The sequence below is a fragment of the Streptomyces sp. NPDC055254 genome, assembly GCF_053606025.1.
In genome coordinates this window covers 1-14,785 of sequence record NZ_JBSGQV010000008.1, presented here as the reverse complement: position 1 = coordinate 14,785, position 14,785 = coordinate 1, and the positions used below count along the sequence as shown (strand labels likewise).

12 protein-coding genes are annotated in these 14,785 nt (G+C 70.7%); 9 read left to right on the top strand and 3 right to left on the bottom strand.

Going from position 1 to position 14,785, the window contains the following annotated elements:
* Positions 1 to 80 precede the first annotated feature (80 nt).
* From ACWFQ8_RS10955 to ACWFQ8_RS10930, 6 genes are all read left to right on the top strand, one after another.
* A complete protein-coding gene (locus tag ACWFQ8_RS10955; protein ID WP_453785876.1) occupies positions 81 to 1,619 on the top strand; it encodes a leucyl aminopeptidase in 1,539 nt (512 codons plus the stop codon).
* Positions 1,620 to 1,919: 300 nt separating this feature from the next.
* A complete protein-coding gene (gene lpdA, locus ACWFQ8_RS10950; RefSeq protein WP_453785875.1) occupies positions 1,920 to 3,308 on the top strand; it encodes a dihydrolipoyl dehydrogenase in 1,389 nt (462 codons plus the stop codon).
* A gap of 53 nt (positions 3,309 to 3,361) precedes the next feature.
* Entirely contained in the window at positions 3,362 to 5,170 is a 1,809-nt protein-coding gene (gene sucB / locus ACWFQ8_RS10945; RefSeq protein ID WP_453785874.1) for a 2-oxoglutarate dehydrogenase, E2 component, dihydrolipoamide succinyltransferase, read from the top strand.
* Positions 5,171 to 5,337: 167 nt separating this feature from the next.
* Positions 5,338 to 5,961 carry a GntR family transcriptional regulator gene (locus ACWFQ8_RS10940; protein WP_453786041.1) on the top strand — a complete coding sequence of 208 codons (624 nt, stop codon included), beginning with the start codon at positions 5,338 to 5,340 and terminating at the stop codon, positions 5,959 to 5,961.
* A 231-nt stretch (positions 5,962 to 6,192) separates the two neighbouring features.
* Entirely contained in the window at positions 6,193 to 8,877 is a 2,685-nt protein-coding gene (gene aceE, locus ACWFQ8_RS10935; protein ID WP_453785873.1) for a pyruvate dehydrogenase (acetyl-transferring), homodimeric type, read from the top strand.
* A gap of 123 nt (positions 8,878 to 9,000) precedes the next feature.
* On the top strand, positions 9,001 to 9,519 hold the full coding sequence (locus tag ACWFQ8_RS10930) for a DUF4240 domain-containing protein (protein ID WP_453785872.1): 519 nt from the start codon (positions 9,001 to 9,003) through the stop codon (positions 9,517 to 9,519).
* Positions 9,520 to 9,540: 21 nt separating this feature from the next.
* Here the strand turns inward: ACWFQ8_RS10930 and ACWFQ8_RS10925 are convergent, their stop codons facing one another.
* Positions 9,541 to 10,311: an SDR family NAD(P)-dependent oxidoreductase gene (locus ACWFQ8_RS10925; RefSeq protein ID WP_453785871.1), complete on the bottom strand. Its 771-nt coding sequence runs from the start codon at positions 10,309 to 10,311 to the stop codon at positions 9,541 to 9,543.
* An 86-nt stretch (positions 10,312 to 10,397) separates the two neighbouring features.
* On the opposite strand from ACWFQ8_RS10925, the gene ACWFQ8_RS10920 reads away from it, so the two are divergent.
* Positions 10,398 to 11,051, top strand: a complete 654-nt coding sequence (locus ACWFQ8_RS10920) for a TetR family transcriptional regulator (protein WP_453785870.1) — start codon at positions 10,398 to 10,400, stop codon at positions 11,049 to 11,051.
* Between the two features lie 66 nt (positions 11,052 to 11,117).
* Here ACWFQ8_RS10920 and ACWFQ8_RS10915 read toward each other — a convergent pair whose 3' ends face one another.
* Positions 11,118 to 11,669 carry a hypothetical protein gene (locus ACWFQ8_RS10915; RefSeq protein ID WP_453785869.1) on the bottom strand — a complete coding sequence of 184 codons (552 nt, stop codon included), beginning with the start codon at positions 11,667 to 11,669 and terminating at the stop codon, positions 11,118 to 11,120.
* Positions 11,670 to 12,145: 476 nt separating this feature from the next.
* On the opposite strand from ACWFQ8_RS10915, the gene ACWFQ8_RS10910 reads away from it, so the two are divergent.
* Positions 12,146 to 12,574, top strand: coding sequence for a hypothetical protein (locus ACWFQ8_RS10910; RefSeq protein ID WP_453785868.1), 429 nt, complete (start codon positions 12,146 to 12,148; stop codon positions 12,572 to 12,574).
* 67 nt (positions 12,575 to 12,641) lie between these two features.
* Here ACWFQ8_RS10910 and glnA read toward each other — a convergent pair whose 3' ends face one another.
* Positions 12,642 to 14,051 carry a type I glutamate--ammonia ligase gene (gene glnA, locus ACWFQ8_RS10905; RefSeq protein WP_453785867.1) on the bottom strand — a complete coding sequence of 470 codons (1,410 nt, stop codon included), beginning with the start codon at positions 14,049 to 14,051 and terminating at the stop codon, positions 12,642 to 12,644.
* 185 nt (positions 14,052 to 14,236) lie between these two features.
* On the opposite strand from glnA, the gene ACWFQ8_RS10900 reads away from it, so the two are divergent.
* The gene (locus tag ACWFQ8_RS10900; protein WP_453785866.1) at positions 14,237 to 14,704 is read left to right on the top strand and encodes an RDD family protein; all 468 of its coding nucleotides are present in this window, start codon (positions 14,237 to 14,239) and stop codon (positions 14,702 to 14,704) included.
* Positions 14,705 to 14,785 lie beyond the last annotated feature (81 nt).

The following is a 14,785-nucleotide window of genomic DNA, read 5'->3' as shown; positions in this document are numbered from 1 at the left end:
TCGGGCCGGAATACGATCGCTCTGGAAGGCCGTCCACCCACTCGGCCCACACATACAAACGGAAGCGAGACTTCACCACCGTGACTGCTCTGACTCTCAGCACTGCCGGCGCTGCGACGCTGCGCGCCGACGCCCTCGTGGTCGGCGTGGCGAAGGGCCCCAAGGGCCTGGTCGCCGCCGCGGGCGCCGAGGCCGTGGACAAGGCGTACGACGGTAAGCTCGCCACGATGCTGGAGGCGCTCGGCGCCTCGGGCGCCGAGGGCGAGACCACCAAGCTGCCTGCCCCGGCGGGCCTCAAGGTCCCGGTCGTGCTGGCGGTCGGGCTGGGCCCCGTCCCGGAGCAGGACGAGTCCTACGACGAAGAGGCGCTGCGCCGCGCCGCCGGATCCGCGGCCCGCGCGCTGCACGGCACCAAGAAGGCCGCCTTCGCCCTCCCGCTGGACGACGCCTCCGCCGTGACCGCCGTGGCCGAGGGCGCGCTGCTGGGCGCGTACGCCTTCACCGCCTACCAGGGCGGCGAGAAGAAGAGCACCAACGGCGGCAAGAACGCCGGACCGAAGCAGCCGTTGGCCGAGATCGCCCTGCTGGGCGCCAAGCCGCGCGACAAGGAGCACAAGGCCGCGGCCGAGCGCGCCGCAGTCGTCGCCACCGAGGTCAACGTCGCCCGCGACCTGATCAACACCCCGCCGAACGACCTCACGCCCGAGGCCTTCGCCGCCGTCGCCGCCGCGACCGCGAAGGAGAACGGCATCAAGGTCCAGATCCTCGACGAGAAGGCCCTGCTCAAGGGCGGCTACGGCGGGATCATGGGCGTCGGCAAGGGCTCCGAGAACCCGCCGCGCCTGGTGAAGCTCACCTACACCCACGCCAAGGCGGAGAAGACCCTGGCCTTCGTCGGCAAGGGCATCACCTACGACTCGGGCGGCATCTCCCTCAAGCCGGCCGGCCACAACGAGACGATGAAGTGCGACATGAGCGGCGCCGCCGCCGTGTTCGCCGCCGTCGTCGCGGCCGCGAAGCTGGGCCTGCGGGTCAATGTGACCGGTTGGCTCGCCCTGGCCGAGAACATGCCCTCCGGCTCCGCCACCCGCCCCGGTGACGTGCTGCGCATGTACACCGGCAAGACCGTCGAGGTCCTCAACACCGATGCCGAGGGCCGCCTGGTCCTCGGTGACGCGCTGGCGAAGGCCTCCGAGGAGAACCCGGACGCGATCGTCGACGTCGCCACCCTGACCGGCGCCATGGTGCTGGCCCTGGGCGACCGGACCTTCGGGATCATGGCCAACGACGACGCCTTCCGCACCTCGATCCACGAGATCGCCGAGGAGGTCGGCGAGGCCTCCTGGCCGATGCCGCTCCCCGAGGACCTGCGCAAGTCCATGGACTCCCCCACCGCCGACATCGCGAACATGGGCGTCCGGATGGGCGGCGGCCTGGTCGCCGGCCTCTTCCTGCGGGAATTCGTCGGCGAGGGCATCACCTGGGCCCACCTCGACATCGCCGGCCCGGCCTTCCACGAGGGCGCCCCGTACGGCTACACCCCCAAGGGCGGCACCGGCTCCGCCGTGCGCACCCTGGTGCGGCTGGCGGAGCGCACCGCCACCGGCGACCTGGGCTGACGTACGCCCGCCGTCCGGCGCACGTGTGAGACGTGACTCGCCCCGGGTCCCCCGCAAGGGCCCGGGGCGGGTTCACCCCCGACGAAATCCGTAGGTTTCTACGCACTGGTAACCCCCCCTACGGGCAGAACGCCCTGTCACAGACCGGGCCCGGCGTCCCGCGTTCCCCCGACAAATGCGAAGATGGGTTCTCGGCAGGACAGGGCCCCCACCACAGGGCCGAAGAAACAAGCGGCCGATACCAGCCGCCGCCCGGTCACAGAGGACCGGTGCCCGGCGCACATGCATGGAGGACGTGACGTGGCGAACGACGCCAGCACCGTTTTCGACCTAGTGATCCTCGGCGGTGGCAGCGGCGGTTACGCCGCGGCTCTGCGCGCTTCCCAGCTGGGTCTGGACGTTGCCCTGATCGAGAAGAACAAGCTCGGCGGCACCTGCCTGCACAACGGCTGCATCCCCACGAAGGCTCTGCTGCACGCGGGAGAGGTCGCCGACCAGGCTCGCGAAGCCGCCCAGTTCGGTGTCAAGGCCTCCTTCGAGGGCATCGACATCGCGGGTGTCCACAAGTACAAGGACGAGGTCATCTCGGGCCTGTACAAGGGTCTGCAGGGCCTGGTCGCCTCCCGCAAGGTGACCTACATCGAGGGCGAGGGCCGCCTCTCCTCTCCGACTTCCGTCGACGTGAACGGCCAGCGTGTCCAGGGCCGCCACGTCCTGCTGGCGACCGGCTCCGTGCCGAAGTCGCTGCCGGGCCTGACCATCGACGGCAACCGCATCATCTCCTCGGACCACGCCCTGGTCCTGGACCGCGTGCCCGAGTCCGCGATCATCCTGGGCGGCGGCGTCATCGGCGTCGAGTTCGCCTCGGCGTGGAAGTCCTTCGGGACCGACGTCACCGTCATCGAGGGCCTCAAGCACCTCGTCCCGGTCGAGGACGAGAACAGCTCGAAGATCCTTGAGCGCGCGTTCCGCAAGCGCGGCATCAAGTTCAACCTCGGCACCTTCTTCGACAAGGCCGAGTACACCGAGACCGGTGTCCGCGTGACGCTGGCCGACGGCAAGACCTTCGACGCCGAGGTGCTCCTGGTCGCGATCGGCCGCGGGCCGGTCTCGCAGGGCCTGGGCTACGAGGAGCAGGGCGTCGCCATGGACCGCGGCTACGTCCTGGTCGACGAGTACATGCAGACCAACGTGCCGACCATCTCGGCCGTCGGTGACCTCGTCCCCACGCTCCAGCTCGCCCACGTCGGCTTCGCCGAGGGCATCCTGGTCGCGGAGCGTCTGGCCGGTCTCAAGACCGTCCCGATCGACTACGACGGTGTCCCGCGGGTCACCTACTGCCACCCCGAGGTCGCGTCCGTCGGCATCACCGAGGCCAAGGCCAAGGAGATCTACGGCGCCGACAAGGTCGTGGCACTGAAGTACAACCTCGCGGGCAACGGCAAGAGCAAGATCCTCAAGACCGCGGGCGAGATCAAGCTCGTCCAGGTCAAGGACGGTGCCGTGGTCGGCGTCCACATGGTCGGTGACCGGATGGGCGAGCAGGTCGGCGAAGCCCAGCTGATCTACAACTGGGAGGCCCTGCCGGCCGAGGTCGCGCAGCTCATCCACGCGCACCCGACCCAGAACGAAGCGCTCGGCGAGGCCCACCTGGCCCTGGCCGGCAAGCCGCTTCACTCCCACGACTGATCGTCACGGGCGCGACGACCACTTCCGCACATTCGTTAGGAGCAACTGAAACCATGTCGGTTTCCGTAACCCTTCCGGCGCTCGGAGAGAGCGTGTCCGAGGGCACTGTCACCCGCTGGCTGAAGGCCGAGGGCGAGCGCGTCGAGGCCGACGAGCCGCTGCTCGAGGTCTCGACCGACAAGGTCGACACCGAGATCCCGTCCCCCGTCTCCGGCATCCTGGCCTCCATCAAGGTCGCCGAGGACGAGACCGTCGAGGTCGGCGCCGAGCTGGCCGTCATCGACGACGGCTCCGGTGCCGAGGCCCCGGCCGCCGCGCCGGCCGCCGAGGCCCCCGCGGCCGAGGCTCCCGCCGCTGCCGCCCCCGTCGCCGAGGCCCCCGCGGCTCCGGCCGCGGAGGCTCCGGCCGCGGAGGCTCCGGCCGCCGAGGCTCCGGCCGCCGCCCCCGCGGGCGCCGCTTCCGGCACCGATGTCGTGCTCCCCGCCCTGGGCGAGTCCGTCACCGAGGGCACCGTCACCCGCTGGCTGAAGCAGGTCGGTGAGTCGGTCGAGGCCGACGAGCCGCTGCTGGAGGTCTCGACCGACAAGGTCGACACCGAGATCCCGGCCCCGGTCGCCGGCACCCTGCTGGAGATCCTGGTCGGCGAGGACGAGACCGCCGAGGTCGGCGCCCGTCTGGCCGTCATCGGCGTGGCGGGTGCCGCTCCCCCGGCCGCCCCGGCCGCCGCTGCCCCGGCTCCGGCTCCGGCCGAGGCCCCCGCCCCGGCCCCCGCCGCTGCCCCGGCTCCGGCTCCGGTCGCCGCCCCGGCTCCCGCCGCTGCTCCGGCTCCGGCTCCGGCCGCCGCCCCGGCTCCGGCTCCGGCCGCCGCTCCGGCTCCGGCTCCGGCTCCGGTGACCCCGGCTCCGGCCGCCGCTCCGGCGTCCGCCGGTGACGAGGGCGCGTACGTGACCCCGCTGGTGCGCAAGCTCGCCTCGGAGTCCGGTGTGGACCTGTCCGCGGTCTCGGGCACCGGTGTCGGTGGCCGTATCCGCAAGCAGGACGTCCTGGCCGCCGCCGAGGCCGCCAAGGCCGCCGCTGCCGCCCCGGTCGCGGCTCCGGCCGCCCCGGCCGGCAAGGCCGCCGCCGCTCCGGTCTCGGAGCTTCGGGGTCAGACGGTCAAGATGACCCGCATGCGCAAGGTCATCGGCGACAACATGATGAAGGCCCTGCACTCGCAGGCGCAGCTCAGCTCCGTGGTCGAGGTGGACATCACCAAGATCATGAAGCTGCGCGGCAAGGCCAAGGACTCGTTCCTGGCCCGCGAGGGCGTCAAGCTCTCCCCGATGCCGTTCTTCGTCAAGGCCGCTGCCCAGGCGCTGAAGGCCCACGCGGTCGTCAACGCCCGGATCAACGAGGACGAGGGCACCATCACCTACTTCGACTCGGAGAACATCGGCATCGCCGTGGACTCCGAGAAGGGCCTGATGACCCCGGTCATCAAGGGTGCCGGTGACCTCAACCTGGCGGGCATCTCCAAGGCGACCGCCGACCTGGCCGCCAAGGTCCGCGGCAACAAGATCACGCCGGACGAGCTGTCGGGCGCGACCTTCACGATCAGCAACACCGGCTCGCGCGGTGCGCTGTTCGACACGGTCATCGTGCCGCCGAACCAGGTCGCCATCCTGGGCATCGGTGCCACCGTCAAGCGTCCCGTGGTCATCGACCACCCGGACCTCGGCGAGACCATCGCGGTCCGCGACATGACGTACCTGACCCTGTCCTACGACCACCGCCTGGTGGACGGCGCGGACGCGGCCCGGTACCTCTCGGCCGTGAAGGCGATCCTTGAGGCCGGCGAGTTCGAGGTCGAGCTCGGCCTCTGAGGTCGGATCCCCACGAGGCAGGCCCGGCCCGTACGCGGTCGGCCTGTAACGAGCCTCACCGTCGGCGCCCCCGTCCGGAATACTTCCGGACGGGGGCGCCGCCGTATTGTCTACGCATCAGGCCCCGCATTGACCCTGCACACCCACCAGGAGATGAAGACCCGATGATCACCCCACCCGTCGTGCACTCGCTGCGCGAGCAGATCCGCGAGCACATCGTGGAGGGGATCGTCAGCGGGCGCTGGAAGCCCGGCGAGCGGATCGTCGAGCGCCGCATCGCGGTGGAACTGGAGGTCAGCCAGACACCCGTACGGGAGGCCCTGCGCGAGCTGGAGACCCTGCGGCTGATCGAGTCGGCGCCGAACAAGGGCGTGCGGGTACGGAACCTCTCCGCGGCCGACCTGGAGGAGATCTACCCCGTCCGGGCCGGCCTGGAGCAGATCGCGGCCGAGCTGGCCGCGCCCCGCCTGGCGGCCGACTGCTCGGCCCTGGAGCCGCACGTCGCCGCCCTGTGGGACGCCGACCGGACCGAGGACGGCACCGCGCAGGTACGGCACACGGTGGGTTTCCACCGGGAGATGGTGCGGGCGGCCGGGAACAGCGTGCTCCTGCACACCTGGGAGAGCCTGGGCATCGAGGTGTTCACGGCCCTGTCCATCCGGTGGCTGGGAACGGTCCAGAAGTCCTACGCCGAGGAGCACGAAGCCCTCGTCGACGCCTTCCGCAATCAGGACCCGGACATCGGCCTCCTGGTGAAGCGGCATGTCCTGGGCTGCGCTCCGCGCGCCTGAACTCGGCGATCAGTGCCGGATACGCCCTGATTCGACCGGCACTGCGTGCCTGAATGACTGGCACGGCGTGCCGACTTTCGCCAGATCTGCATTTCTTCGCCACTTTCGTTTGATCGATCATCGATCAGCGATTTACAGTCGTCGCGGACCTCAACCAGGTCCGACGACCCTGTCCTGCCCGTCAGGGATTTTTTCACCACCTCTCCTTTGTCCGGAAGGCGGCGCACACCGATGTCCGACCCCGTAGGAAAGCTTCCGAGCGAGCTCGACCAGCTCCCGGACCGCGACACCGAGGAGACCGCCGAATGGGCGGCCTCCCTCGACGCCGTCGCCAAGGCCGCCGGTACGCGCCGCGCCGAATACCTGCTCCGCCGCACCTTGCAGCACGCCGAGGCCGCCGGCCTCGCGCTGCCCAAGCTGCTGGAGACGGACTACGTCAACACCATCCCCACCGCCGCCGAACCGGAGTTCCCCGGCGACGAGGCGATGGAAGCCAGGATCACCGCCTGGAACCGCTGGAACGCGGCCGCCATGGTGACCCGCGGCTCCAAGTACGGCGTCGGCGGCCACATCGCCACCTTCGCCTCCGCCGCGTGGCTGTACGAGACCGGCTTCCAGCACTTCTTCCGCGGGAAGGAGGCCGACGGATCGGGCGACCAGCTCTACATCCAGGGCCACGCCTCCCCCGGCATCTACGCCCGCGCGTTCCTCGACGGACGCATCTCCGAGCAGCAGCTCGACAACTTCCGCCAGGAATCCGGGGGCAACGGCCTGCCGTCCTACCCGCACCCCCGGCGCCTGCCGTGGCTGTGGGAGTTCCCGACGGTGTCCATGGGCCTCGGCCCGCTGTCCGCGATCTACCAGGCGCGCTTCAACCGCTACCTGCACAACCGCGGCATCAAGGACACCGCCGGCTCGCACGTCTGGGCCTTCCTGGGCGACGGCGAGATGGACGAGCCCGAGTCGACCGCCGCCCTGGCCCTCGCCTCCCGCGAGCGGCTCGACAACCTGACCTTCGTCATCAACTGCAACCTGCAGCGCCTCGACGGTCCGGTCCGCGCCAACTTCCGCGTGGTCCAGGAGCTGGAGGCCCAGTTCCGCGGCGCCGGCTGGAACGTCATCAAGTCCCTGTGGGGCTCCGCCTGGGACGAGCTGTTCCGGCTCGACACCACGGGCGCCCTGGTACGCCGCCTGCGCGAGGTACCGGACGCGCAGTTCCAGACGTACGCGACCCGCGACGTGGCCTACATCCGCCAGCACTTCTTCGGCGCCGACCCGGCGCTCGTGCAGCTGGCCGGTGTGCTCTCCGACACGAAGATCGCCGAGTGCTTCCACAGCTCCCGCGGCGGCCACGAGCCCCGCAAGGTCTACGCCGCGTACAAGGCCGCCCTGGAGCACAAGGGCGCGCCGACGGTCATCCTGGCGCAGACCGTCAAGGGCTACACGCTGGGTGCCGGGTTCGAGTCGAAGAACGCGAACCACCAGATGAAGAAGCTCACGGTCGACGAGTTCAAGGACATGCGCGACCTCCTGGGCCTCCCGATCCCGGACAGCGCCTTCGCCGACGGCCAGGTCCCGTACGGGCACCCGGGCGCGCAGAGCCCCGAGGTCCAGTACCTGAACGAGCGCCGCGCGGCGCTGGGCGGCCCGGCCCCGGCCCGCAAGGTCCACCACGTGGCTCTGCCGGCTCCGGCCGAGCGCTCCTTCGCCCCGCTGCTCAAGGGCTCCGGCAAGCAGGAGATGGCCACCACCATGGCCTTCGTCCGGCTCGTCAAGGACCTGATGCGGGACAAGGAGACCGGCAAGCGGTGGGTGCCGATCGTCCCCGACGAGGCCCGCACCTTCGGTATGGAGTCCCTCTTCCCGTCGGCCGGCATCTACTCTCCGCTGGGCCAGACCTACGAGCCGGTCGACCGCGACCAGCTCATGTACTACAAGGAAGCCAAGGACGGCCAGATCCTCAACGAGGGGATCACCGAGGCCGGCGCCATGGCGGACTTCATCGCCGCCTGCACGTCGTACGCGACGCACGGCGAGCCGATGATCCCGTTCTACATCTTCTACTCGATGTTCGGCTGGCAGCGCACCGCCGACCAGATGTGGCAGCTCGCCGACCAGCTCGGCAGGGGCTTCATCGTCGGCGCCACGGCGGGCCGCACCACCCTGACCGGTGAGGGCCTCCAGCACGCGGACGGCCACTCGCACCTGATCGCGTCCACGAACCCGGCGTCGCTCAACTACGACCCGGCCTTCGCGTACGAGATCGCGGTGATCGTCAAGGACGGTCTGCGCCGGATGTACGGCGAGAAGCCGGAAGACGTCTTCTACTACCTGACGGTCTACAACGAGCCGAAGGTGCAGCCCGCGATCCCCGAGGGCGTCGAGGAAGGCATCCTCAAGGGCCTCTACCGCTTCAACACGGCGGCCGACCTCGCGGAGGCGGCCCCGGCCGCCGACGCCCCGAAGATCCAGCTGATGGCCTCGGGCACGGCGATCCACTGGGCGCTGGAGGCGCAGAAGCTCCTCGCCGCCGACTGGAACGTGGCCGCCGACGTCTGGTCCGCCACCTCCTGGGGCGAGCTGCGGCGCGACGCGCTGGAGTGCGACGAGGCGCTGCTGCGCGGCGAACTGCGCACCCCGTACGTCACCCGCGCGCTGGAGGGCGTCACGAGCCCGGTCCTCGCCGTGTCCGACTGGATGCGTCAGGTTCCGGACCAGATCAGCCAGTGGGTCGAGCAGGACTGGACCTCGCTGGGCACGGACGGCTTCGGCCTCTCCGACACCCGTGAGGGCGCCCGCCGCCACTTCGGTGTCGACGCCCCGTCGATCGTGCTGGCCGCGCTGGCCCAGCTCGCCCGCCGCGGCGAGGTGCCGGCGTCCTCCGTGAAGGAGGCCCGGGAGCGCTACGGCCTCTGAGCCCGCGGAGCCGTACGGACCGACGTGCCGAAGGCCGGTGTCGCCCTCCAGGGGGTCGGACACCGGCCTTTGGCCGTATGCGCGGTGGCGGTGCGGGGGTGGACCCGTGATGCTGGAGCGGTGATGGACGAGACGGAGTTCTGGGAGATCGTCGACCGTACCCGCGAGGCCGCCGAGGGCGACCCCGAGGACCACGCCGAGCTGCTCGTGGAGCGGCTGGCGCAGCTCGATCCGGACTCCGTCCTGGACTTCGCCCGGCACTTCGAGTCCCGGTACAACCGGGCGTACACCTGGGAGTTGTGGGGTGCCGCCTGGGTCCTGCTCGACGGGGCCAGCGACGACGCCTTCGACTACTTCCGGTGCTGGCTGATCGGGCAGGGCCGGGAGGTCTTCGAGGGCGGGGTGCACGACCCGGACCGGCTCGCGGAGCTCCTGGACGAGTTCGACGAGGAGATCGACGGGGACGGCGAGGAGCTGGGGTACGCCGCCGACGAGGCGTACGAGCAGCTGACCGGCTCGGTGGCACCGGATCTGGGCGTTCCCCTGCAAGCCGCGGAGCCGGAGGGCGCCGCGCTGGACTTCGAGAACGAAGCCGTGCTCGCGGAGCGCTTCCCCCGGCTCTGGGAGCGGTTCAGGGCGTAGGGGCCCGCAGCTGAGGGCCGGTCAGTAGTGGGTGCCGCCGTCGATGCGGATCTCCGTACCGGTGATGAAGGCCCCGTCCTCGGAGCCCAGCATGGCGACGACGCCGGCCACGGTCTGCGGGCCGGCGAAGCCCTGGCCGAGGGCGGGGGCGAGCTTGGTGAACAGCGACCAGTCGGTGTCCTCGGGCAGGCCGGGGCCGGTGCCGGTGGTCATGCCGCTCTCGATGGAGCCGGGGGCGACGCTCACGAAGCGCAGACCCTGCTTGCTGTACTCGGCGGCCAGCGCGTGGGTCATCGACTGGATCCCGCCCTTGCTCGCCGCGTAGGCGGACATGTAGGGGTGGGCGAAGGACGCCGAGGTGGAGCTGAAGTTCACGACGACCGGCTGGTCCCCGGCGAGCAGCGCCGCCAGCGATTCGCGGATCATGAGGAAGGTGCCGGTCAGGTTGACCCCGATGACCTGGTTCCAGAGGTCGAGGGTCGTCTGCTGGGTGTGCGCGGAGCGCAGGATGCCCGCGGCGTTGACGAGGACGTCGATGCCGCCGAGGGCCTCGACCGCGGCGCTCACGCCCGCCTTGACGGCGCTCTCGTCGGATATGTCGAGGACGGCGGTGCTGAGCCGGTCCGCGTGGCCGTCCGAGGCGGCCCGGTCTGCGGTGGCCCTGAGGCCGCCCTCGCTGACGTCCACGGCGTGCACCCGGCCGCCCTCGGCGAGGATGCGGTGGACGGTGGCCCGGCCGATGCCGGAGCCGCCGCCGGTGATGAGGACGCGACGTCCTTCGTAACGGTTCATGGGGCGAGCGTACCGAGGTACTGGCACGTTTTGCCAGAGAGTCACGCAATGCATTACCGGGAGGTCCGAGAGGTAGGCTTCACCCCGTGAGATCCCCTCGTCCGTACTCCCCCCAGGGCGGTCCCGGAGCCCAGTCGCTGACCGAGCGCCGCAAGGTCGCCACTCAGCTCGACATCGCCCGAGCGGCCTGCGAACTCTTCGCCGAGCACGGCCCCGACGGCACGACCGCCGAGGACATCGCGCACCGGGCGGGCGTGGCACTGCGCACGTTCTACCGCTACTTCCGCAACAAGCAGGAGGCGGTTGCCCCGCTCCTCACGGGCGGCGGCGACGCGTGGCGCGCGCTGCTCGCCGAGGAGGAGCCCGGTACTCCGCTGGCCGAGGCCCTGGAGCGGGCCGTCACCCGGGCACTGAGCGGCCCGCAGGCGGTCGAGGAGGGGCTGGAGGTGACTCGGGGCCTGCTGCGGGCGGCGGCGACGGACGCGGCGCTGCGCGCGGTCTGGTACCGGGTGAACCAGGACTCCGAGGAGAACCTCGTGCCGCTGATCGCGCGGCTGGCCGGCCCGGCGGCCGACCCGCTGGGCGTACGCTTGCTGGCGGCCGCGGCGACGGACGCGATCCGGGTCTCCCTGGAGCTGTGGTCGGCGACGGACGCCCCGGTGGCGGGGCCCGGTTCCCCGGCCGAGCTCGCGGTCCGCTGCCTGCGCGATCTGACCGGAGCGATGCCCCTGCTCCGCTGAGTCCGGCGGAGCAGGGGCATCGGTTCGTGCTGTGGGCCCCGGGTTACGGGTTACCGGTCGTCTCGGTCAGCGGCCACCGCCGCCCCAGCCTCCGCCGCCGTTGCCGCCGTTGCCGCCGCCACCGCCGTTGCCGCCGTGGCCGCCGCCCCAGTCGCCGCCGTTGCCGCCGCCACCGTTACCGCCGTGGCCGCCGCCCCAGTCGCCGCCGTTGCCGCCGCCACCGTTACCGCCGTGGCCGCCGCCCCAGTCGCCGCCGTTGCCGCCGCCGCCGTTACCGCCACTCCAGTCGCCGTGGTGGCCCCAGTCGCCGTTGCCGCCGTTGCCGCCGCGGCCGGAGTCGTTCCAGTGGGCGTCGCGCCAGTCGTTGTCGCGCCAGTCGGCGTGGTTCCAGTTGTGGTCGTGCCCGTTGCCGCCGTTGCCACCGACGCCGCCGACGTCCCAACACCAGCTGGGGCGGTCGCGCCAGTCGCGGTTGCAGCACTCGTTCCAACGCCAGTCGTTGTACCGGTGCTCGGAGCACCGCCACGTACCGTGGCCGCCACCGCCACTACCCGTGCTGGTGGCCGAGGCACTGCCGACGGGCAGAACGGCGAGGGCTACTCCAGCGGCCCCTGTCATGACTGCCGCGAGGATCCTACGGCGCATTTCCATGCACCTCCGAACATCTCTCTCTTATCCGGTCCTTAGGTCATTTCCACCCTCACCCTGCCCCGCCCGCCTGTCAAAGCAGGAATGCCGCCGACCCGCCCGAGCGAGCCCCATAGACGGCGTCTGACCAGGCACGACCTGAATTCTTCGGATAGTTGGGACGAGCCGCGCCGAGCACGCCCCGGCACGCCCCCGCTCCCGTCAACTCCATCGGGGGACATTCCCCCGAAGCGGCTGACCGTCGTCGGCTCCGCGGCCGAGAATGAGCCGCCCGACCGGTCGACAGGAACGAGCAGCCAGTGACGGAACCGCCCACGCCCGCGACACCTCCCCCGCCCGTCGCGACACCTCTGCCGGGGTCCGCGGCGCCCGGTGGGCCCGGTGGGCCCGTAGCGCCCCTGAAGCCCGCCCGGACGCCCCGGGGGCGCGTCCCCCGCACCGCGATCGTGGCCGCCGGGGTCGTCACGGCCCTCGCGCTGGCGGCCGCGGGCGCCTGGTGGACTGTCTCGGACGGCGACCCGGCCGACCACGTGCGGATAACCGGATCCGAGACCGCCGACTCGGACGCGAAGGGCAAGGGCACCTGCGACGACAGCGACGAGTACCAGTTCAACGACTGCTCCGCCTACGAGGTCAAGTACAAGATCACCAACCCGGGCGGACCGCCGGCCAACTACACCGTCACCGTGAACGCCTTCGACGACGACGGCGACTTCATCGGGCAGAGCGAGTTCCTCACCCGGCACGTCGAGGGCGACAAGACCGAGACCGAGACATCCGAATTCTCCGCCTACGCCATGGAGGACGGCCGGACCGTCGAGGAGATCGACCGGGTCACGGTCGCCCACGTCCGGCGCGTCGAACTCGCCGACTGACGACGCAGGCCCCCGGCCGCTCCATGGAGCGGCCGGGGGCCTGCGTCTCGGACGTTACCGCGACTTCTTAGATGTCGAAGTAGAGCTCGAACTCGTGCGGGTGCGGACGCAGCGCGATCGGGGCGATCTCGTGCGTGCGCTTGTAGTCGATCCAGGTCTCGATCAGGTCGGGGGTGAAGACACCGCCGGCCAGGAGGTACTCGTGGTCCGCCTCCAGCGCCTTGAGGACGTCCTCCAGGCTGGTCGGGACCTGCGGGACGCTCGCGTGCTCGTCGGGCGAGAGCTCGTAGAGGTCCTTGTCGATCGGCTCCATCGGCTCGATCTTGTTCTTGATGCCGTCGAGGCCCGCGAGCAGCAGCGCCGAGAAGGCGAGGTACGGGTTGGACGACGGGTCCGGGGCACGGAACTCGACGCGCTTCGCCTTCGGGTTCGAGCCCGTGATCGGGATGCGCATGGCGGCGGAGCGGTTGCGCTGCGAGTACACCATGTTGACCGGCGCCTCGAAGCCCGGCACCAGGCGGTGGTAGGAGTTCACCGTCGGGTTGGTGAACGCCAGCAGCGACGGGGCGTGCTTGAGGATGCCGCCGATGTAGTAGCGCGCGGTGTCCGACAGGCCCGCGTAGCCGGCCTCGTCGTAGAACAGCGGGTCGCCGTTCGCCCACAGCGACTGGTGCACGTGCATGCCCGAGCCGTTGTCACCGAAGATCGGCTTCGGCATGAAGGTCGCGGTCTTGCCGTTGCGCCAGGCGACGTTCTTGACGACGTACTTGAAGAGCATCAGGTCGTCGGCCGCGGCGAGCAGCGTGTTGAACTTGTAGTTGATCTCGGCCTGGCCACCGGTGCCGACCTCGTGGTGCTGGCGCTCGACCTGCAGGCCCTGGGCGTCCAGTTCGAGGGAGATCTCGGCGCGCAGGTCGGCGAAGTGGTCGACCGGGGCTACGGGGAAGTAACCACCCTTGTAGCGGACCTTGTAGCCGCGGTTGTTCTCCTCGGAACCGGTGTTCCAGGCGCCGGCCTCGGAGTCGATGTGGTAGAAGCCCTCGTTCGCGGAGGTCGCGAAGCGCACGCTGTCGAACACGTAGAACTCGGCCTCGGGGCCGAAGTACGCGGTGTCGGCGATGCCGGTGGAGGCGAGGTACGCCTCGGCCTTCTTCGCGATGTTGCGCGGGTCGCGGCTGTAGGCCTCACCCGTGATCGGGTCGTGGATGAAGAAGTTGATGTTGAGCGTCTTGTCCTTGCGGAACGGGTCCAGGCGCGCGGTCGTGATGTCGGCGCGCAGCGCCATGTCGGACTCGTGGATCGCCTGGAAGCCGCGGATGGAGGATCCGTCGAAGGCAAGCTCCTCCGCCGGGTCGAACGCCCGCGCCGGGATGGTGAAGTGCTGCATCACACCAGGCAGGTCACAGAAGCGGACGTCAACGAACTTGACGTCGTTCTCCTCGATGTACTGCTTCACTTCGTCGGCGTTCTGGAACATCCAACTCCTCCTACTCCCGGCCCCGGGGTAGGGACGGGCTTTATAGCTCGTGGTGCGCCAGTGCGGTGTCGCACGCTGACCCGACCATAAGCAGACGGGATTTCTCAAGCATGACCCATTTGTTTCGCACAAGTTAACCAGGGTCCGGGCGGGGTGCCGTGGAGCGGCACCGGTACCGTGTTCGGGTGGACAACAGGCAAGCAATCGGATCGTGGCTCTCCGGCCCCCGCGCGGCCGCCGAGGAGATGGGCGTCGACTTCGGCTATCCGGGCCAGCGGCTCGGCATGCCGCAGCACGGTCCCGGCTCCCTGGCGCGCTTCGGGCGCCGGCTCGGGGCCGTGGCCGTGGACTGGATCGGCTGCCAGCTCATCGCGTACGGCCTGATCACGGGCGGTGACCTGGCCGCGACCGGCGACTGGACGCTGGGGCTGTTCCTGGGCCTGACCCTCCTGACGGTGGGCACCGTGGGCTCCACCCCCGGCAAGCGGCTCGTCGGCCTGCGGGTGGTGGCGCAGGACGGTGGCCGCCTGGGCATCGGCCGCGTGGCGCTGCGCACTCTCCTGCTGGCCCTGGTGGTCCCGGCGCTGGTCCGGGACCGGGACGGCCGCAGCCTGCACGACCGCGTGGCGCGCGCCGTGGAGGTCCGCATCTGACAGCCGCACGACATGGGGGCGCCCCCCGCCCCCCCGGGGGGAGTAAAAAAAGAAGCGGGCGGCCCCCCCCCAAGAGGTGTG

What these genes read in the sequence shown, in the direction of transcription:
- sucB (WP_453785874.1), top strand. Translation starts at nt 3,362, where the DNA reads ATGTCGGTTTCCGTAACCCTTCCGGCGCTCGGAGAGAGCGTGTCCGAG.
- aceE (WP_453785873.1), top strand. Translation starts at nt 6,193, where the DNA reads ATGTCCGACCCCGTAGGAAAGCTTCCGAGCGAGCTCGACCAGCTCCCG.
- ACWFQ8_RS10930 (WP_453785872.1), top strand. Translation starts at nt 9,001, where the DNA reads ATGGACGAGACGGAGTTCTGGGAGATCGTCGACCGTACCCGCGAGGCC.
- ACWFQ8_RS10925 (WP_453785871.1), bottom strand. Translation starts at nt 10,311, where the DNA reads ATGAACCGTTACGAAGGACGTCGCGTCCTCATCACCGGCGGCGGCTCC.
- ACWFQ8_RS10915 (WP_453785869.1), bottom strand. Translation starts at nt 11,669, where the DNA reads ATGACAGGGGCCGCTGGAGTAGCCCTCGCCGTTCTGCCCGTCGGCAGT.
- glnA (WP_453785867.1), bottom strand. Translation starts at nt 14,051, where the DNA reads ATGTTCCAGAACGCCGACGAAGTGAAGCAGTACATCGAGGAGAACGAC.